20 protein-coding genes are annotated in these 19,167 nt (G+C 65.7%); 11 read left to right on the top strand and 9 right to left on the bottom strand.

All coding sequences use genetic code 11. From position 1 onward, the window contains the following. The first annotated feature begins 244 nt into the window (after positions 1-244). Entirely contained in the window at positions 245-991 is a 747-nt protein-coding gene (locus AC1DKQ_RS21045) for an SOS response-associated peptidase (RefSeq protein WP_476885730.1), read from the top strand. A gap of 53 nt (positions 992-1,044) precedes the next feature. Here the strand turns inward: AC1DKQ_RS21045 and AC1DKQ_RS21050 are convergent, their stop codons facing one another. Next, on the bottom strand, positions 1,045-1,467 hold the full coding sequence (locus AC1DKQ_RS21050) for a VOC family protein (protein WP_476885731.1): 423 nt from the start codon (positions 1,465-1,467) through the stop codon (positions 1,045-1,047). 14 nt (positions 1,468-1,481) lie between these two features. Between AC1DKQ_RS21050 and AC1DKQ_RS21055 the strand changes: the two genes are divergently transcribed. Continuing rightward, positions 1,482-1,808, top strand: coding sequence for a chorismate mutase (locus AC1DKQ_RS21055; RefSeq protein ID WP_476885732.1), 327 nt, complete (start codon positions 1,482-1,484; stop codon positions 1,806-1,808). A gap of 7 nt (positions 1,809-1,815) precedes the next feature. On the opposite strand, the gene AC1DKQ_RS21060 is transcribed toward AC1DKQ_RS21055, so the two are convergent. After that, complete coding sequence (locus AC1DKQ_RS21060) at positions 1,816-2,202, bottom strand: hypothetical protein (protein ID WP_476885733.1); 387 nt, start codon at positions 2,200-2,202, stop codon at positions 1,816-1,818. Positions 2,203-2,379: 177 nt separating this feature from the next. Here AC1DKQ_RS21060 and AC1DKQ_RS21065 point away from each other — a divergent pair, with 177 nt between their 5' ends. The 6 genes from AC1DKQ_RS21065 to pdxS all read left to right on the top strand — a co-directional run bounded on the left by AC1DKQ_RS21065 (position 2,380) and on the right by pdxS (position 10,883). Further along, entirely contained in the window at positions 2,380-2,715 is a 336-nt protein-coding gene (locus tag AC1DKQ_RS21065; RefSeq protein WP_476885734.1) for a DUF6504 family protein, read from the top strand. Beyond that, positions 2,712-6,224: a DNA polymerase III subunit alpha gene (locus tag AC1DKQ_RS21070; protein ID WP_476920099.1), complete on the top strand. Its 3,513-nt coding sequence runs from the start codon at positions 2,712-2,714 to the stop codon at positions 6,222-6,224. Before AC1DKQ_RS21065 ends, AC1DKQ_RS21070 begins: the two co-directional genes overlap by 4 nt. Before the next feature lie 225 nt (positions 6,225-6,449). Further along, on the top strand, positions 6,450-8,459 hold the full coding sequence (thrS, locus tag AC1DKQ_RS21075) for a threonine--tRNA ligase (protein ID WP_476920100.1): 2,010 nt from the start codon (positions 6,450-6,452) through the stop codon (positions 8,457-8,459). Between the two features lie 19 nt (positions 8,460-8,478). Beyond that, positions 8,479-9,117, top strand: a complete 639-nt coding sequence (locus AC1DKQ_RS21080) for an HIT family protein (RefSeq protein WP_476885737.1) — start codon at positions 8,479-8,481, stop codon at positions 9,115-9,117. Further along, entirely contained in the window at positions 9,110-9,748 is a 639-nt protein-coding gene (pgsA, locus tag AC1DKQ_RS21085) for a phosphatidylinositol phosphate synthase (protein ID WP_476920101.1), read from the top strand. Before AC1DKQ_RS21080 ends, pgsA begins: the two co-directional genes overlap by 8 nt. 208 nt (positions 9,749-9,956) lie before the next feature. Then, positions 9,957-10,883 carry a pyridoxal 5'-phosphate synthase lyase subunit PdxS gene (gene pdxS / locus AC1DKQ_RS21090; protein ID WP_476920102.1) on the top strand — a complete coding sequence of 309 codons (927 nt, stop codon included), beginning with the start codon at positions 9,957-9,959 and terminating at the stop codon, positions 10,881-10,883. Positions 10,884-11,067: 184 nt separating this feature from the next. Here pdxS and AC1DKQ_RS21095 read toward each other — a convergent pair whose 3' ends face one another. Next, a complete protein-coding gene (locus AC1DKQ_RS21095) occupies positions 11,068-13,080 on the bottom strand; it encodes a M3 family metallopeptidase (RefSeq protein WP_476920103.1) in 2,013 nt (670 codons plus the stop codon). Between the two features lie 203 nt (positions 13,081-13,283). On the opposite strand from AC1DKQ_RS21095, the gene AC1DKQ_RS21100 reads away from it, so the two are divergent. The 3 genes from AC1DKQ_RS21100 to arr all read left to right on the top strand — a co-directional run bounded on the left by AC1DKQ_RS21100 (position 13,284) and on the right by arr (position 15,497). Beyond that, positions 13,284-14,135: an alpha/beta fold hydrolase gene (locus AC1DKQ_RS21100; RefSeq protein WP_476885740.1), complete on the top strand. Its 852-nt coding sequence runs from the start codon at positions 13,284-13,286 to the stop codon at positions 14,133-14,135. A gap of 9 nt (positions 14,136-14,144) precedes the next feature. After that, positions 14,145-14,984, top strand: a complete 840-nt coding sequence (locus tag AC1DKQ_RS21105) for an alpha/beta fold hydrolase (protein WP_476885741.1) — start codon at positions 14,145-14,147, stop codon at positions 14,982-14,984. Between the two features lie 84 nt (positions 14,985-15,068). Continuing rightward, positions 15,069-15,497 (top strand): NAD(+)--rifampin ADP-ribosyltransferase, encoded by a 429-nt coding sequence (arr, locus tag AC1DKQ_RS21110; protein ID WP_476885742.1) that lies wholly within the window; start codon positions 15,069-15,071, stop codon positions 15,495-15,497. A gap of 117 nt (positions 15,498-15,614) precedes the next feature. Here the strand turns inward: arr and AC1DKQ_RS21115 are convergent, their stop codons facing one another. The 6 genes from AC1DKQ_RS21115 to AC1DKQ_RS21140 form a co-directional block, all read right to left on the bottom strand. After that, entirely contained in the window at positions 15,615-16,181 is a 567-nt protein-coding gene (locus AC1DKQ_RS21115) for a hypothetical protein (RefSeq protein WP_476920104.1), read from the bottom strand. A 132-nt stretch (positions 16,182-16,313) separates the two neighbouring features. Then, the gene (locus AC1DKQ_RS21120) at positions 16,314-16,835 is read right to left on the bottom strand and encodes an N-acetyltransferase family protein (protein ID WP_476885744.1); all 522 of its coding nucleotides are present in this window, start codon (positions 16,833-16,835) and stop codon (positions 16,314-16,316) included. 314 nt (positions 16,836-17,149) lie between these two features. Further along, complete coding sequence (locus AC1DKQ_RS21125) at positions 17,150-17,539, bottom strand: DUF1129 domain-containing protein (RefSeq protein WP_476885745.1); 390 nt, start codon at positions 17,537-17,539, stop codon at positions 17,150-17,152. Beyond that, positions 17,536-17,766 (bottom strand): hypothetical protein, encoded by a 231-nt coding sequence (locus tag AC1DKQ_RS21130; protein WP_476920105.1) that lies wholly within the window; start codon positions 17,764-17,766, stop codon positions 17,536-17,538. Before AC1DKQ_RS21130 ends, AC1DKQ_RS21125 begins: the two co-directional genes overlap by 4 nt. A 159-nt stretch (positions 17,767-17,925) precedes the next feature. Then, entirely contained in the window at positions 17,926-18,165 is a 240-nt protein-coding gene (locus AC1DKQ_RS21135) for a hypothetical protein (RefSeq protein WP_476885747.1), read from the bottom strand. A 509-nt stretch (positions 18,166-18,674) separates the two neighbouring features. Next, positions 18,675-19,163, bottom strand: a complete 489-nt coding sequence (locus AC1DKQ_RS21140; RefSeq protein WP_476885748.1) for a GNAT family N-acetyltransferase — start codon at positions 19,161-19,163, stop codon at positions 18,675-18,677. Positions 19,164-19,167: the final 4 nt, after the last annotated feature.

Consider the following 19,167-nt stretch of genomic DNA (forward strand, 5'->3'; position numbering starts at 1 on the left):
GTCCAGCATCGCGTGCTTCTGGTCGGTAGTGAAGTGCTTCCGGTTCGAAACACGAACAGGCATAACGAAATCCATGATGGACCTTTCCCCGCACTGCACCGGCTCCAGCAACAGGGAACCTGTCACACAACAGCCTGACACACAGGGAAGTTCCGGCGACTTCGCATGTTTCCGGCGACCCCGGCGGGCCGGCCTGCTGCCAGGGGCGGATGACATGGCCTGGGCGCGGTGGCATGCTGGTGCCATGTGTGGACGCTACGTGATGGCCCGGGCCGTCGGAGACCTGCTGGCCGAATTCGACGCCGGGCTGGAGGACGAGATCGCGATTCCGCCGTCGTGGAACGTGGCCCCGACGGCGGATGTGCCGATCCTGCTCGAACGGCTGGTGGACGGGGAACCGGTCCGCCAACTGCACATTGCGCGCTGGGGTCTGGTGCCCTCCTGGGCCAAGGATCCGGGAATCGGCTCCAAGATGATCAACGCCCGCAGCGAGACGGTGCTGGAGAAGCCCGCCTTCAGGAAGGCAACCCGGTCCCGTCGCTGTGCCGTCCCCGCGGACGGCTACTACGAGTGGAAGGGCGAGGGCCGCAGCAAGCAGCCCTACTACGTCCATCCTCAGGACGGGAGCCCCATTGTCTTCGCCGGACTCTATGAATGGTGGCGGGATCCGTCCAAGGAGGAGGGCGACCCGGAGCGCTGGATGCTCTCGACCTCGATCATGACCACAGACTCTCCGCCGGAGGGGTACGCGGGGGGAATGCTGGCCGAGCTGACCGCGCTGCATGACAGGGTGCCGCTGCCCATGAACCGCGAGACCATGCAGACGTGGCTGGACCCGGAGGCCGATGACGCGGCCGGACTCGTGGACCTGGTCCGGGCCGGGGCGCACGATGTCGCGGAAGGCTGGAGGATCGACGCCGTCGGCACCGCCGTCGGGAACGTCAAGAATGACTCACCGGAACTCATCCAGCCGGTGGGGAGCCTGTTCTAGGGAAACTCCCGGTGGGCTGGCACGGGTCCTGAACCGTTGCCAGACTTTCCGCCTCAGAGCGCCACTTTCCCGCCGCCGTCGACCGCCCAGCCGGGATTGAAGGCGACCTCCCAGCGGTAGCCGTCGGGATCGGCAAAGTAGCCGGTGTAGCCGCCCCAGGGCTGTGCCTTCGGAGCCACGACGATGACGGCTCCCGCCGCCTCGGCCTCGGCCAGCACCAAGTCGACTTCCGCCGTGCTGGCCAGATTGTGGCTGAGCGTGATGCACGCAATGCCGGCAGGGGGATCGGTGGCCGCCTCGGATTGCATTTGGCCCACGTCCCAGAGCGAGAGGATCAGGCCGTGGTTGACCTGGATGAAGAGCACCTCGCCGGCGACCTCCCGGTGGACCGGCCATGCTAGGCCATCGACGTAGAAGCTGCGTGAGGCGTCAACACTGCGGACACCCAGCGAAATTAAGTCGACTCGTGGCTGCATCTTTCGATACTGTCATGCACATGCCCACAAATCACGCAGACGACAAGACCGCCCAGGCCGACCGGGAACAGCTCGCCGCCGTACGGGTGGCTGTTGACGAGGTGGACGAGCAGATCGTGGCCTTGATCGGGCGCCGCGAGCGGCTGATCCGGATCGCCGGGACCCTCAAGGCGGACAGTGCCGAAGTCCGTGCACCCGGACGCGTGGAGCGGGTTATCGAACACGTCCGCGCCACGGCCGAACAGAAAGACATCGACATCGAACTCGTCGAAAAGACCTACCGGGCGATGATCGACGCCTTCATCACCCTCGAGCTGGAAGTGTACAAGTCCACTTCCTAGCAGGGGCTTAGAGCGCCTCTTCGACAGGCACGTTGGCCTGGTATTCCCGGCCGTCACAATCGCTGAAAGCGGTCATGAGGTGGCCCTTGGGCAGACCCAGCACAGTTGTCATGGGGAAGTTTCCGGTGATGGTGTTTCCTGAGTGTTCCACGCCTTTGAGGTCGAAATTCTCTTCCGTGCCGTCATGGTTGAAGTAGAAGAAGGACACGGCCTCGCCGTTCATGAACTCAATGCCCAGTCTGCGCTGATGGGAGTAGTCCGGCCCAGCTGCCAGTAGGCCCACCACGTAGGCGCCCTGCCCCGGGATATTTCCGTCTATATCAAAGGTCGCCACCAAGGTTGAATTCTTGGCGGCGATCTTTACGTGCTTCAGGAGTGCGATATGGGAGCTCATGGCTCAATCCTGCTACCTGTGCCATCGTCCGTCCACCCCCGATCTGGGTTTTGTCGCCTCTCCGACGTAGACTGATTTTATTCGAAGATATGTTCGAATAAAGTTTAGTCTTGGATTGTAGGGCTAGCAGAAGCAGGGACTGGACCGGCTCCAGCCCGGACTGGGTCGGGAGGCAACGTGGGCATCTTCAGCGAGTCTGTGGATGTCGTCTGCACGCCCGCCGGCCAGCCCCTGCATCTCGATTGGGCCGGGCGGCGCTACACGGTCTGCGCTGAACCCGTCCGCTGGTATGAGCGCCGCCAGTGGTGGGCAGAGGAAAGCCGGGCGCCGCTCGGCAGCGGACCGGGCCTGGTGGACCACGAGATCTGGCGGGTCCAGGTGCGAGCCGCTGGGGACCGCGCCGCGGAACCCACCCTCACCCTTGACCTGACCCGGCATGTCGGCAGCGGCCGGTGGCGGCTCCTGAGGATCCACGACGCCCTGCAGCCCCTCCGGAAGCCTAAAACAGCATGAACTTCACCCACCTACACGTCTCCACGGCCTTCAGCGCCCACTATGGCGTCTCCTGGCCGGATGAACTGGCCGCCGCGGCCGCCGCAGACGGCGCCACCGCGCTCGCCTGCACGGACCGGGATGGGCTGTACGGCACCGTCAAGCACTTGAAGGCGTGCATGGCCGCCGGGCTGGATGCAATCGTCGGGGTGGACCTTGCCGTCTTCGACGACGACGGCGACCTCCGCACCCAGCTAGGGGGACGCGTCGTCGTGCTCGCGCACGGACATAACAACGGCGCCGGCTACCGGGCGTTGTGCCGGCTGATCTCCGACGCCCATGCCCGCACCACGGGCAAGGCCGGGGGAGCGGTGCCGGTGGCCGTCACCCGGGCGGAACTGGCCTCCCGCACTTTGCACCCGGAAACCCTCCAACCGGTTCTGACGGTTCTGATCGGCCCGGACTCCGACGTCGGCCGCGCCATGGGCGGCCGGCGCTACCTGCGGCCCCGCACCCTGTTCAAACGCTGGCTTGATGCAATGCCCCCGGGGACCCTGGCGGCCGAGGTCGTTTCCCAGCTCAGTCCGCCCGGGGAACCGCTGAGCACCGCGCACGCCGTGCGCATGCTCAAGCTGGCGGCTGAGCACGGGGTGCCCGCAGTGCTCAGCAACGCCGTGCGGTATGTGGCCGAGGACAGCGCGGCCACCGCCGATGTGCTGGACTCGGCCCGGACGCTTAAATCCCTCCCCGAGCTCTCCGCAGCCCCGCTGTTGCAGCCCAATGGGCAGGGCTGGCTCAAATCAGCGGCCCAGATGCTGCAGCTTGGCAAGGAGATCATCCACGCCGCCGGCTACGGCACGGCGGACCTCAAACGGCTCCTGGCCCAGACCGAGGCGCTCGCGGACCGCTGCCGCATGGATCCCGTGGCCGACATGGGCTGGAAGCAGCCCGTGGTCCCCGAAGGATCCGTGATCGGGATCGACGGCGACGCGCTTGCCGAACTGACCCTGCGCTGCGAGGCCGGGATCGGCCGCCGTTTCCCGGGAATCTCCGGGCAGCAGGAACAGCAGATGCGAAACCGGCTGCAGCACGAGCTCCGGATCATCGACTCGCTGGGCTTCGCCTCCTACTTCCTGACCGTCGCAGAGGTCTCCCGGATGATCCTGGACATGGGGGTCAGGGCCGCCGCCCGCGGATCCGGGGCCTCCAGCCTGGTCAACTACCTGATCGATGTCAGCCAGGTGAACCCGCTCCAACATGACCTCATCTTCGAACGCTTCCTCTCCCGAGACCGCGCCACACTGCCCGACATCGACATCGACGTCGAAAGCGCAGAAAGGCACAACGTCTACCGGAAGATCTTTGAGCGCTTCGGAGCCGAACGCGTCACGCTGATGAGCATGCAGAACGGCTACCGCGCTCGCGGTGCCGTCCGGGACGCCGGCCTGGCGCTGGGCATGGACGACGGCGAAATCGGCGACATCGCCAAGCAGCTGTGGCGGTTCTCGGCCCGGCACTTCCGCGAAGCCCTCGAGGAGAAGCCGGAGCTGAAGGAATTCGCCGAGCGGATGGAACAGCGGGACTCCACCGGAAACCAGCAGCTGGACCTCCTGGTGGACCTCACGGAGCGGCTGGACCGGCTGCCTCGCCACATCTCCATGCACCCATGCGGCGTCATCCTCGGCGATGCCACCTTGCTGGACCGGACCCCCGTGCAGCCCAGCGGCCTGGGCCTGCCCATGAGCCAGTTCGACAAGCACGACATGGACCCCATGGGCATGCTCAAACTCGATGTCCTGGGCGTCCGGATGCAGAGCGCCATGGCCTTCGCCGTCCGGGAAGTGATCCGGCTTCACCCCTCCAAGGCCGAGGTGGTGGCCGCCGGCGCGCATCCGGCCGGCGTTGACGGGACGGGTCCGGATTACATCGCCGAGGACGGGCACATCGACCTCAACGCGGTCCCGCTCGATGACGAGCCAACCTTTGAACTGATCCGCAGCACCCACACCCTGGGCTGCTTCCAGATCGAATCCCCGGGCCAGCGCGAGCTGATCGGCAAGATGGCCCCCAGGGAATTCAACGATCTCATCATTGACATCTCACTGTTCCGCCCCGGGCCGATGAAATCCGACATGGTCCGGCCCTTCCTGGAGCACCGGCACGGGTTCGCCCCCGAGATCTATCCGCATCCCGATCTCAAACCGGTCCTGCAGGAGACCCACGGAGTCACGGTTTTCCACGAACAAATCCTCAAGACCTTCGATGTCATGACTGGGTGCGGGCTGGCGCGCGCCGACGAGTTCCGCCGGGCGCTGGGCAACGAGGTGCTGGAAGCCAAAGTGGAGGAATTCTTTAGGAAGGAGGCGCGTGCCCGGAACTACAGTCCCGAGGTGGTGGACAAGGTCTGGGGCACGCTGAAGGCCTTTGGCAGCTTCGGGTTCTGCAAGGCCCACGGAGCCGCCTTCGCCGTGCCCACCTACCAGTCGGCCTGGCTCAAGGCGCACCACCCGGAGGCATTCCTCGCCGGGCTCTGGGAACACGACCCTGGCATGTACCCCAAACGCCTGCTCGTGGCCGAGGCCCGGCGGTTGGGGATCCCCATCCTTCCCCTAGACATCAACCGGAGCCAGGCCGAGTACCGGGTGGAGCGGGTGGAATCCGGGAAGGACGGGGGCAGGCTGGGCATCCGGCTGAGCTTGAATGGCATCTTCGGGCTCTCCGGCGCCGAGCTGAAACGGATAGTTGCAGGCCAGCCCTACGACTCCCTGGCGGACCTGCGCGCCCGGTCCCGGCTGAGCAGGCCCAGCATCCAGCGCCTGGCCCAGCTGGGCGCCTTCGACTCGCTGCACCGGGCGTCCGGGGGAGCCGCCAACCGGGCGGACCTGGTCCAGCACCTGCAGAAACTCCAGGCCCGGCCCCTGCGGAAGGGCGTGGACGTCATTGAAGGCCAGCTGGCGTTGCCGCTGGGGGACGTGGAACTGAAGAACCTGAAGGCGGGGCTGCCCGCGCCCAGCATGGTGGACAACGTCAGGGCGGAACTGGACCTGATGGCCGTGGACGTCAGCGAGCACCTCATGACCAGCCACCGCCCGCTGCTGGACCGGCTCGGGGTCACCACCGCGGACAAGCTGCTGGGACTGCGCAACGGCACGGAGGTGCTGGTTGCCGGGGTCCGGGTGGCCACCCAGACACCGCCCATGCGGGGCGGACGGCGGGTGGTGTTCATCAGCATCGACGACGGCACGGGCTGCGTGGATTCGGTCTTCTTCCACGAGGCGCAGGAGCAGTCCGGATCCTTGCTGTTTGGCACTCGCCTGCTGCTGATCCGCGGCACCACGCGGCGGACCGGGCCGCGGGGGATCAGCATCAGCGCCAGCATGGCCTGGGACCTCAGCCGCCCAGAGACCCTGCCGTTCCCGGAATCCGTTGCCGGCGCCGCCGGCGAGTATGAGCCCTGCCTGTCCGGCCCCCTGTCCGGCCCCCTGGACGGGATCGGCAGGTACCTCGCCATCACCGGGCTGGGCGGCTGACCTCCCGTACGCCGCGGGAGCCGCCGCGTTCGGGGCGGCCGCCGTCGGAGACGCCGCTGGGTTGCGCCCGGGTTGCGCCCGGGCTTCGGCCGGGCGGCGGATGCGCTGGCTGTAGTGCGCCGGCGCGTTGGTTGGCCCCTGGAGAAACCGATAGCATGGACGAGGCTGGCTGTGGTCCCCGTACGCCACAAGCTACGAAGCCTTAACTTTGAATAGGAGACACCCGTGTCAGATGCCCAGCAGATCACCCTTCTCGTCGACGGCGAAGAGACCAAGGTGACTACCGGGACCACCGGCGCGGAACTCTTCTTTGAGCGCCGCGATGTCGTTGTGGCCCGCGTTAACGGCGAGTTGAAGGACCTGGACCAGGCCCTTCCCGAGGACGCCACGGTCGAGGCCGTCACCATTGATTCCCCTGACGGGCTCAACGTCCTGCGCCACTCCACCGCCCACGTCATGGCCCAGGCCGTGCAGCAGCTGCGTCCCGACGCGAAGCTCGGCATCGGCCCCTACATCACGGACGGCTTCTACTTCGACTTCGACGTCGCGGAACCGTTCACTCCGGTAGACCTCCGCCAGCTTGAAAAGATGATGCAGAAGATCATCAACCAGAACCAGAAGTTCGTCCGCCGAGTGGTGACCGAGGACGAGGCCCGCGAGGCGATGAAGAACGAGCCCTACAAGCTCGAACTGCTGGGCAAGAAGAACGACGCCGCCGAGGCCGGCGAGGGCGTCAACGTCGAGGTCGGCGCCGGCGACATCACCATCTACGACAACGTGGACCGCAAGAGCGGAGACAGCATCTGGTGCGACCTGTGCCGCGGCCCGCACCTGCCGAACACCAAGCTGATCTCGAACGCCTTCGCGCTGACCCGGTCCTCGGCCGCCTACTGGCTGGGCAACCAGAGCAACCAGCAGCTGCAGCGCATCTATGGCACCGCCTGGCCCACCAAGGACGCCCTCAAGGCCTACCAAGAGCGCATCGCCGAGGCCGAGCGCCGCGACCACCGCAAACTCGGCGCGGAACTGGACCTGTTCTCCTTTCCGGATGAGCTCGGCTCGGGCCTGCCGGTGTTCCACCCCAAGGGCGGCATTATCCGCAAGGCCATGGAGGACTACTCCCGCCAGCGCCACGTGGACGCCGGCTACGACTTCGTGTACACCCCGCACATCACCAAGGGCCACCTCTACGAAGTCTCCGGCCACCTGGACTGGTACAAGGAGGGCATGTTCCCGGCGATGCACATCGACGCGGAGCTGAACGAGGACGGCACGGTCCGCAAGCCCGGCCAGGACTACTACCTCAAGCCGATGAACTGCCCCATGCACAACCTGATCTTCCGGTCCCGCGGACGCTCCTACCGCGAACTGCCGCTGCGGCTTTTCGAATTCGGTTCGGTCTACCGCTACGAGAAGTCCGGCGTGGTGCACGGCCTGACCCGAGTCCGGGGCATGACCCAGGATGACGCGCACATCTACTGCACCCGCGAGCAGATGAAGGACGAGCTGACCACGACGCTGAACTTTGTCCTCGGCCTGCTCAAGGACTACGGCCTGGACGACTTCTACCTCGAGCTCTCCACCAAGAACGAAGACAAGTTCGTGGGCGACGACGCCACGTGGGAGGAAGCCACCCGCACCCTTGCCGAGGTGGCAGAAGCCTCCGGTCTTGAACTCATCCCGGATCCAGGCGGAGCCGCGTTCTATGGCCCCAAGATTTCCGTCCAGACCAAGGACGCGCTTGGCCGCACATGGCAGATGTCCACCATCCAGCTGGACTTCAACCTGCCCGAACGCTTCGAGCTTGAGTTCCAGGCCGCCGACGGCACCCGGCAGCGCCCCGTGATGATCCACCGCGCCTTGTTCGGCTCGGTGGAGCGCTTCATGGGCGTGCTGACCGAACACTACGCCGGTGCCTTCCCGGCCTGGCTGGCCCCCGTGCAGGTGGTGGGCATCCCGGTGGCGGAGGCGTTCAACGACTACATGTTCGACGTCGTGGACCAGCTCAAGGCGGCCGGCATCCGCGCCGAGGTGGACATCTCCTCGGACCGATTCCCGAAGAAGATCCGCACGGCAAGCAAGGACAAGATCCCGTTCGTGCTGATCGCCGGCGGGGACGACGCCGAGGCAGGTGCCGTGTCCTTCCGCTTCCGCGACGGCAGCCAGGACAACGGCGTACCCGTTGCCGAGGCTGTCCAGAGGATCGTCGACGCTGTCCGAAACCGGACCAGCTAGGCAGACGGAGGGGCAGCGCGTGCAGGAAACGACAGGGGCCGGGCCGGAATATCCGGGCGACCACGCCGTGACGGACGACTTCGGCCTGGCCGGGGTACCGGACGCCTTCCAGCGCCTGTGGACCCCGCACCGGATGGCGTACATCAAGGGCGGCCAGCACCAGTTCAAGAACCAGGACGACTGCCCGTTCTGCGTCGCCCCCGGGCGGGGGGACGAGGACTCCCTGATCGTGTACCGGGGAAGGACCAGTTACGTGGTGCTGAACCTCTTTCCGTACAATCCGGGTCATCTGCTGATCTGCCCCTACCGGCACATCCCCGACTACACGGATCTCACGGTCGAGGAAACGGCGGAATTCGCCGAGCTGACGCAGACGGCCATGCGGGTGCTGCGCAAAGTCGCCAACCCCTCCGGTTTCAATCTGGGCATGAACCAGGGCGTCGCCGGCGGGGCAGGCATCGCGGGCCACCTGCACCAGCACGTGGTGCCGCGCTGGGGCGGGGACGGGAATTTCTTCCCCATCATTGCCCAGACCAAGGCGATCACGCAGACCCTCGGCGAGGTGCGCCAGCAGGTGGCTGACGCGTGGCCGCAGGAAATGCCAGCCCCGCAGGATATGCCCGCGCAGCAGCAAACTACTGGGGAGAAGGATGCTTAACAGGCACGCCCGGGGATTTTTCACCGCCCTGTTTTCTCCGGTTGCCCGCTGGTTGCTGCGGATCGGTGTGTCGCCCGACGCCGTGACCGTGGTCGGCACGCTCGGTGTGGTGATCGGCGCCCTCGTGTTCTACCCGCTCGGGCAGCTCCTGTGGGGGACCGTGTTCATCACGGCGTTCATTTTCTCGGACGTTATTGACGGCATCATGGCCCGGATGCAGCACCGCGGCGGCCGGTGGGGCAATTTCCTGGATTCCACCCTTGACCGTGTGGCCGACGGCGCCCTCTTCGCCGGCCTCGCCGTCTGGTTCTTCACCGGCGGCGCCAACCCGCCGATCGCCGTCGCCGCCATCGTTTGCCTCGTGCTCGGCATGGTGGTCTCTTACGCACGGGCCAAGGCTGAAGCCCTGGGCTTTCACGCCAACGTCGGCCTCGCCGAGCGCGCCGAGCGCCTCGTCTCTGTGCTGGTGGTCACGGGACTTACGGGCCTGGGCCTGCCCGTCGTCGTGCTGTTCGTGACGCTCTGCCTCCTCGCGGTGGCAAGCCTGGTGACCGTGATCCAGCGCATCGTGACGGTGCACCGCCAGTCGCTGGAGGAACCCGAAGGTACCGCCACGGAACGGACCGCCTAAGGGCACCACACGTCGCCGCGGCGGGCTGGCCGAATGCCCGGCCTCGGGCGTAATTCGACTGCTGTAACTCGAATTCTGCCGTGCCCCGGCCGGGGGATAGTATTAGTTTTACCGGCCAATGGATCCGGTAATCCGGTGTGTGCGAGACACGGCATTTACGTGCCGTCCGCGCCCCGGCGAGGTCATCTATCTACCCATAGGGGTTTTTGTGTCTACACCTGATGTAAGCAGCGAAGCCGGCGCGTCCGCGAAGAACGTCACGGGCAGCAGCCGCGTCAAGCGCGGCATGGCTGAGATGCTCAAGGGCGGCGTCATCATGGACGTCGTCAACGCCGAGCAGGCCCGCATCGCCGAAGACGCCGGTGCCGTCGCCGTGATGGCGCTGGAACGCGTGCCCGCCGATATCCGCGCCCAGGGCGGCGTGTCCCGCATGTCCGATCCCGACATGATCGATCAGATCATCGCGGCCGTCTCCGTGCCCGTCATGGCCAAGGCCCGCATCGGCCACTTCGTCGAGGCGCAGGTCCTGCAGTCCCTCGGGGTGGACTACATCGACGAGTCCGAGGTCCTGACCCCGGCCGACTACACCAACCACATCGACAAGTGGAACTTCACCGTTCCCTTCGTCTGCGGTGCCACCAACCTCGGCGAGGCCCTGCGCCGCATCAACGAGGGCGCGGCCATGATCCGCTCCAAGGGCGAGGCCGGCACCGGTGACGTCTCCAACGCCACCGGGCACATGCGCCAGATCCGCGCCGAGATCAAGAAGCTCGCCGGCATGGCCGAGGACGAGCTGTACGTCGCGGCCAAGGAACTGCAGGCCCCGTACGAACTGGTCAAGGAAGTTGCCGCGACCGGCAAGCTTCCCGTTGTCCTGTTCACCGCCGGCGGCATCGCCACCCCGGCCGACGCGGCGATGATGATGCAGCTCGGCGCCGACGGCGTGTTCGTCGGCTCGGGCATCTTCAAGTCCGGCAACCCGGCCCAGCGCGCCGCCGCCGTCGTGAAGGCCACCACCTTCTTCGATGACCCGGACGAGATCGCCAAGGCCTCCCGCGGCCTGGGCGAGGCCATGGTCGGCATCAACGTCGACGAGATCCCGCAGCCGCACCGCCTCGCCCAGCGCGGCTGGTAGCGTTCGCCTGCTTCTCCACAGACTCGGCGCCGAGGCGCCTCGTCCATGGAGCCTCTGCAGTCTCTCTTATTAAGCCAAGAGAGTCGGGCGGAAATGTCGCCTGAGTATTAACCCCGACGGCGGCCGGTCACCTTCTTAGGTGCCCCTGCTGCGAGCTAGTTGGGCGGAACGGTGGGGTGGGGCGTCAGTCGAGGCCGCGGCGCTTCAGCAGCGGGCCGAGGTTCGCGTCCCGGCCGCGGAAGGCGCGGAATGACTCCAGCGGATCCCGGCTGTTGCCACGGGAAAGCAGCTCGGCCCGGATGAAATCGCCGTTGGCGCGGCTGAGGCCGCCGTTTTCCTTGAACCACTCCACGGTGTCGGCGTCCAGGACTTCGCTCCAGATGTAGGAGTAGTAGCCCGCGGCGTACCAGCCGCCGGCGAAGATGTGCTGGAAGTAGCCTGTCCGGTAGCGCGGCGGGATCAGGCTGTGGGCGATGCCGGCCGCGGCCAGTGCCTTCGCTTCGAACTCGAGGACGTCGTCCGGGACATCGGAACCGTCCAAGACATGCCACGCCAGGTCCAGCAGGGCCGCGCCGAGGTATTCCGTGGTGGCGAAGCCTTCGCCCCAGAGCTGCGCGGCGTTGAGCTTGTCCACGGTTTCCTGCGGCAGGGGCTCGCCGGTTGCATGGTGCCGGGCATAGTTGGCCAGGACCTCGGGCCACATGATCCACATCTCGTTGACCTGAGACGGGTATTCCACGAAGTCCCGCGGCACGTTGGTACCGGAGAACCGCGGATACGTGACGGCGGAAAACAAGCCGTGCAGGGCATGGCCGAACTCGTGGAAGGTGGTGCGGAGCTCGTCCAGCGTCAGCAGGGTGGGCTCGCCTGCAGGCGGCTTGGAGATGTTGAGGTTGTTGATCACCACAGGACGGGTGTTCAGCAGTCCGGACTGCTCCACGAGGGAATTCATCCAAGCGCCGCCGCGCTTCGTGTCACGGGTGTAGTAGTCGCCCAGGAACAGGCCCAGGTCCGTGCCGTCGGAATTCTTCACCTCCCAGACCCGCACGTCCGGGTGGTAGCCGACGAGGTCGGCACGTTCGTGGAAGGTGACGCCGTACAGGGCGTTCGCAGCGAAGAATACGCCGTCGTTCAGCACCCGGTCCAGCTCAAAGTAGGGGCGCAGCGCCTGCTCGTCAACGGCGTACCGCTCCCGCTTGACCTTGGCCGAGTAATACGCCCAGTCCCAGGCCTCGAGGGGGTGGCCGGCGGCCTCGGCAAGCGCCTCCGCCTCGGCGTCGGCGTTGCGGATGGCGGCCGGGGCGAGCCGGCTCATCATGGCCTGGACGGCTTGAAAGTCCGGTGCCGTCTGCCGGTCCACACTGAGTTCCGCGAAGTTCGCGAACCCCAGAAGGCTGGCCTTCTCGGCGCGGAGCCGCACCATGTCTTTGACCAGATCGAGCACATCGAAGCTGCCACCGCCGCTGCCTCGGCCGATCGAGGCCTCGTAGAGACGCCGGCGGATGTCCCGGTTCGCCAGGGCGGCCATGGCGGGCTGGTTGCTGGGCTGGATCAGGGTCAGCAGGAACTTTCCCTCGTGCCCTGCGGTCCGGGCAGCCTCAGCGGCGCTGGCGATGTCGTCGGCGGGCAGCCCGGTGAGGTCGCCGGCGTCGTCCAGCAGCAGTGCAGCGGACTTCATGCCTTCCTTGACGCGCTGGCCGAACTCGGTGCCGAGCCGGGCGAGCTCGGCGTTGACCTCCTTGAGGCGCTCTTGGCCGGCGTCGTCAAGCTGGATGCCCGAGGCCCGGAAGTCCTTGAGGTATTCCTCCACGAGCCGGGCTGACTCCCCGTCCAGGACGTCAGTGTCCAGCGACGCGAAGCGCTCGTAGAGCCCGCGGTTGAGGTAGACGGCGTGCTCGTGGGCGGAGAACAGCGGGGACAGGCGAGTCTCGAGGTCGCGGATGGTGTCCGAGGCATCTGCGGAAACCAGGGTGAAGAACGAGGCGGACGCCCGTTCCAGGAGCCGGCCGGAGCGTTCCATGGCCAGGGCGGTGTTCTCGAAGGACGGCGCCGCCGGGTCGGACACGATGGCCTGGATTTCGGCAAGATGCGCGGCCAGGCCCGCCTCGACGGCCTCGGCGTAGTGCGCGTCTTCGATGTCCGAGAACGGCGGCAGGCCGTAGGGCAGGGTGCTGGGGCTCAGGAGGGGATTGGTCATGAAGCGACTCTTTCATGCAGCACGCGGGTTCTCAATGACCATTTCAGTGTGTTGTGATTGCGCCCACCGTAGGATGGGGCCCGGTGGGAGTGGCCGATCCGCGCGGCCGACGCCGGATGGCGGCCGCCGGGGCGGGGAGCCCATGGCGGCCAGGGCTACTGAATTCCGGGGGACCGCTGATGTAGGAACCATAGGGAGAACATGTGGAAAAGTTGAACGAGCGGCACCGGACGGTCGCCGTGTCCGGTGCGGTGCTGGCCGTGTTCGAGTTTGGCCCGGAACCTGGCCCGGACGTGCCCAGCCTGCTGCTGGTGCACGGCTATCCCGATGACCACCGGGTGTTCCTTCCGGCCATCCGCGAACTCGCACGGACGCATCACGTGGTGGCCTACGACACGCGGAACGCGGGCGCCTCCGCCGTCCAGGGCCCGGGCGGGGACTATTCGCTAAAGGCCCTCGTGGACGATGCCTTCGCCGTGCTCACTGGGGTGGGCGTCCGGGCTGTCCATCTGGTGGGGCACGACTGGGGCTCGATCCAGGGCTGGGCCGCCGTCCAGGACCCCCGGGCGGAAGGCCTCATCGTCCGCTACACGAGTATTTCCGGCCCGGACCTGGGGCACTTCTCCGGCTGGATCCGTGGACGCGTCCGGACACCGGAGGCCTGGCCGCAGTTGGGCGCGCAACTGCTGCGCAGCTGGTATATCGGGGCGTTCCTCGTCCCGGTCCTGCCAGAGGCCGTCTGGCGGCTGTTCCTGACCCGGCGGTACGAAAAGATGGCCAGGCGCGACGTCGGCAACGATCCGCTCCGCGGCTTGGCCCTGTACCGCAGCAACTTCCGCGGCCGGCGGCCCCCGGCCGCCCCGACCCGGGTGACCGTCCCCGTCCACGTCGTGGTGCCGCTGAAGGATCCTTTCCTCACGCCGGCCCTCGTGGAGGGGCTTGAGTCGTGGGTGGACGATGTCACCGTGACGCGCGTCGACAGCGGCCATTGGTGGCCCGCGACCCGGCCGGCCGAATTCGCGGCACTGCTGCGGCAGCCCGTGACAACGCCGTAAGCCGGCGACGTGACAGCGCAGACAGACTGGCGGGATCAGGCACCGCGGACCGGGGAGTTCCGCAACGGGATGGAATACCTGACGTGGGGCCGGGGCACCAAATCCCTGATCTTCGTCCAGGGCGGACCGGGAAGCATTGTGCCCCAAGGGGTGATGCGCGGACTGTTCCGGCGGAGGTTTGCTGCCTACCAGGACGCCGGGTACGCGATCTGGATTGTCACCCGACGGCGGAACATGCCGGCGGCGCACACCAGTGCAGACATGGCGGACGACTACGCGGAGCTGATCGCCGAGGAGTTCGGCGGCCAGGTGGACCTGGTGGTCGCCGAGTCCTTCGGCGGGACGATCGGGCAATACCTGGCCGTCCGCCATCCGCAGTCCTTCGGGCACATTGCCATGGTGGCCACGGCGGCCAAGGTGAGCACGTGGGGAAAGGACATGGACAAACGGATGGCCGCCGCCGTCGCCGCCGGGGACCGGGAACGCGCCGGAACGGTCCTGGCCGAGTCCGTACTCCCAGACCCACGGACCCGCTGGCTGCGGGAACTGCTGGGACCCGTTGTCGGCAGGCGCATGCTGGCCCGCTCGGGATGCCCCGCCGCGGACGTCTTGACAGAGGCGCGGGCCGAGTCGGTGTTCGATGCGCGGGCGGTGCTGCCGCTCATCCGTCCGCCCGTGCTGCTGCTCTGTGGGGGGCGGGACGCGTTCTTCCCGAGGGCGGTGGTGGAGGAGACCGCGCGGTTAATTCCAGACTGCACCCTGATCGTCTACGAGCGGTGGGGCCACTTGCGGGTGGGATCGAGCAGGCGGGTGCCACGTGACGTCCTGGCCTTTGTCCGGTCCCGCTGACGGCACACCTGGCCCAGGGAAGCATTGTTGGCCGCACAGGGTGAGCCGGCCTACTATTGCGAATCGAACCCGTAGGGGGTGTGCATGACGAACCAGCCCAAACCATTCGAAGTCCACGAGTCGGGGGCCCTGTTTCACGGGACGAAGGCGGACCTGGCGGTGGGGGACCTGTTGATGCCCGGACACGGCTCGAACTTTGAAGAAGGAAGGACAGCGAATCACGTGTACGTGACGGCAACCTTGGATGCCGCAACGTGGGCGGCTGAGCTCGCCGCCGGGATCGGTCGTGGACGGATCTACATCGTGGAACCTACGGGCACCCTCGAGGACGACCCCAATGTGACGGATAAGAAGTTCCCCGGCAATCCGACCCGGTCTTACCGGACCCGGGAACCGGTGGAGGTCGTCGGTGAACTCGTGGATTGGATAGGACACTCGCCCGATCAGTTGCAGGCCATGCGAGACGGCCTTGCACAGCTGAAACGCCGGGGTCTCGCGGTCATTGACGACTAGTAGGGTCCTCGAAATCTCTGAGAGCTCTGACTCCTCGACACTTTAGGAATCCAGCAGCGCACCGTGTCGCGGTACTGCTGAAATTCTTCGCCAAACCGTTCCTTGAGGTCAGATTCCTCAATTGGCCTGACGGCGTAGTTCCACACCAGCGAGCCCACGACCGCGTAGGCGATGACAAGCCATGACGACATAATGAGGCCAATCGCCGCGCCCTGGACAATGAAACGCTATGGCCAGGGGAAGCACCGCGAGGAAGAACCCCCAGAAGAAGACAATTTGCCCGAATGTTGAAGCGACGTGGATGGTAGCGGTCGGGCGGGTGACGGCGGGACGGAAAGCGAACGGACCGCGGATGATCCAAGTGATTGGTACGCGACCTAGCAATACGAGGCAGAGGGCGATCAGGGAACCCGCGGTTGCCGCACCCATGCTCAGGACACCCCAGCCCGCTTCGGTCGTGATTGTGGCGTACACCGCCAGCGCAACCGCGACGAAGCTCGTCCAGCCGGTACTAATTACCGCGGCACCCCTGACGCCAAATGCCGCCACGGCCGAGGCCATGACGAACAGTGGAATGTCCAAGATCGCGACCGCGATTGGGTCGAGATTACCGAGGGTCCCCACGCGCACCATTGGCGAAACGAAAACCGCGATCCACCAGCAGAGACCGACGACCGCCTGCATGGCGAAATAAGCCCGACCCAAGGAACCAAGGGCTTCACGGCCTCAACCTGGTCATCAATAGTCCTTGCCTGCTTTTCGATGGAATTCTTTGCGACAGGGGAGTGCTCTGAGAGTATCGCGGTCGGGGACGCTCTAACTGGACAGGGGGCGTGCTGAGGGCGTGGCAGATCGGACCATTCGCAGCTCGGGGAGTTCATGCCACTCGGGCGGCAGCAGGGTGTGTTTCCCGTCGGGATGAAACCCGTGTTTGCCATAAAAGGTTCGAGCCCGCGGGTTTGCCCCAAGGACCCAGAGGTAGGCCGGGGAGTCTCCTAAGGCGGCCGCCATTAGGGCGGCGCCTAGTCCGGTGCCATAGGTGCGGCTCAGGGTGTAGAGGGAGTACAGCTCCAATGCCTGGGGCCGCTCCTCGTCACGCCCCGGGCCGGCATCGGCAAATCCGACGATTTCGTTGTTTGCATCCAGGGCTATGATCCGGGGTTGATCGCTGTCCAGATAAGGTCGGCGTCGTTCCACGCGTGCGGAGATGCTGGCGCGGCGGGCCTCGAAGAATGCCGGAGGCAGGAGGTGGCCGTAGCACTCCTCATGGGCCAGGGTGTGCATCCGGACCACAGCTTCGGCGTCCTCCGCAGAGGCCTGGCGGATCTGGTACTCCATGTCCCCAGCCTAACCTCCGTGGGGATGCGCCAGCGGCCAATATGTTAGCGTCACCTGGAATATGTGGGCAGCGGATAATTGGGGGAAATGACTCTGGACGTTGGTCTCTTGGTAGGTATTGTCTGGGTTCTTGGACAGATAGGGCTGGTTCTGTTGTTGCTCTACGTCGTCGTGCGACTGGCAGTTGCCCACTCGCTCAAGGCTCATCGCAAGAGCGAGATGATCCGATCCGAGGGTCGCGGAAGGTCCTGAATTAGGCCGTCTCAGGGGTCCTGGATCAGATTGTCGTATTCATACCGTCCGTTTGTAGGACCTTAGCGAGCGCCGGAACTCCGCGCTGGCTGGAAGTAATCGGTTAGAAATCCGGCCAGGATACCGGCGAGGATCAGCACAAGACCCGGCAGGAGCGTGATCGGGCCGACGTACTGGCGAATGTCGACCCTGAAGAAGATCGCGAGGAGGACCGCGAAGAGGACATAGGCGATCGCCAATAATCCCCCGATGGCCACGATGGTGCTTCCCCGCGTCCGCCGCTTCTTCCTTGGGAACTGCTTCGCGTACCCCTCGGCCGTGCCGAACTCGGCTTTCGCGGGAGTTCCTGCGGAGGCCTCATGCTCCCGCACCTCGCCGAGTACTTCGCCGATCTCGGCTTCGGACAACCCGCGCATTCTGAGGTTGAAGGTCAGGTTTCGTTTATAACTCATGCGTGTGCTGCTTGTGTGACTTTGGCCCGCCGGCGTGTGACCAGCACGCCACAGAACGCCGTTACGACGAGGACAAACGTTGCGAGAACGGACGCGTTGACGGCGAGCGAGAGTTCCAGTTGGTGAGGTAGGAGCATAGTCTCGTCCCACCCCGCAGAGTCGGCGCGATTGATGAAGTCTTCGTCGATCGGATTCCACAGGATGGCCGCAGTGCTTGTTGCCGCCAATGCGCAGAGGCTGAGGACAAGTTGGATGACGGACGGTACTGTCGGATTTCCCATTCGTTGTGTCGGATGGTTGTTCATTGCTTCCCCAGTTTTGTCTCGATGGTGGCGGTTCCGGCAGCTGTCATGACACTGCCCGTTTGCCCGTGGCCCGGCGCGAAATCAGCCGGGATGCCCGCCTCGATAGGCTTCGAGTGCGTCTTCTCTGATCCACTTTCTGGTCAGGTAAGCGTCCAGAACGTAAGAAACGGCGAAGGTCACCCAAGAAATCCATACGGGTGCGAGGCCCGCAATAACCAATGCCATGACGGCAACCACGAAGCCGGCAGAGACAAAGCCATAGATCCGTCGTGCGGAGGTCGCAAATCGTGCCTCTTGCGTCTCGCGAAAGTAGTTCAGCATTAATCCCCCAAGGTTCGAATCGGAGCCTACAGCAAAGGACACGTTAAATAGCCCCATTAGACGTGAGCCAGATGCCGCCAGCATTCACAGAAAAGCAACCGGAATGTCCCAATAGGGGTGGACGGAACTGGTTTCCGAAATGAAATCCGGTCAAAACATCGGATTGTTGGTTTCGAGCTAGAAACAGGCAAACGGCGGGCAATCCGTGAAGCCCTGGTCCTGGCCTTCAGACGGCACTCCCGGCCCGCCCATGGCAGCCTGGACGAATGGATGCTGCGGCTCCACCCCGGAGTCCACTTCGCAGCCGCGGAGTACGGTGACCTTGCCGGGTCCTGCAAATTCCTGATCTGGGATACCGCGCGGCAAGTACTGCATTCCGGCACGGATGTTTTCTGGACTGGAACCAGTGGAGCCGCGATCGGCGCGCGGTCTGGCGGGAGGGGCTGGATATTCGCCCGGCCTCCGGGCGCTACGCAGTGCCCATGGGCCAGCGGAAAGCTCCCGGGCAGCTACCCGGCGTCGAGCTGGAGGGTCATGAAGACGCTATTGGGATCGAGCTCGTAAGCGGCGAATGGCGGGCATTCAGTGAAGCCATGCCGCTCATACAGCCGCCGCGCGGGCGCGAAAAACTCCTGGCTTCCCGTCTCCAGGTACAACCGACGGTAGCCGCCGTGCCGGGCCTCCGCCAGGACGTGGCGGAGCAGTGCCGAGGCAACGCCGCGCCCGCGGGCTGCATTCGCGGTGCGCATCGACTTGATCTCAGCGTCGCCGGGCGCTAGGTGCTTCAGCGCCGCGCAGCCCAACAGCCGTGAGTCCTCCCGCGCGGTCCAGAAGCTGACGCCGGGTCCGGCCAACGCAGCGGGATCAAGGGTATGGACGCTTTCCGGCGGGGAGGTCGCGTACATGTCGGCGAGGTGTTCGCCCAGAAGCTGCAGGACGTCATCCCGCTCGGGGATGTCACGCCCAATCAGGAGTGTGCCGTCAGGACTGCCTGCCATCTGG

This window comes from Arthrobacter sp. 05L421, from assembly GCF_056397785.1.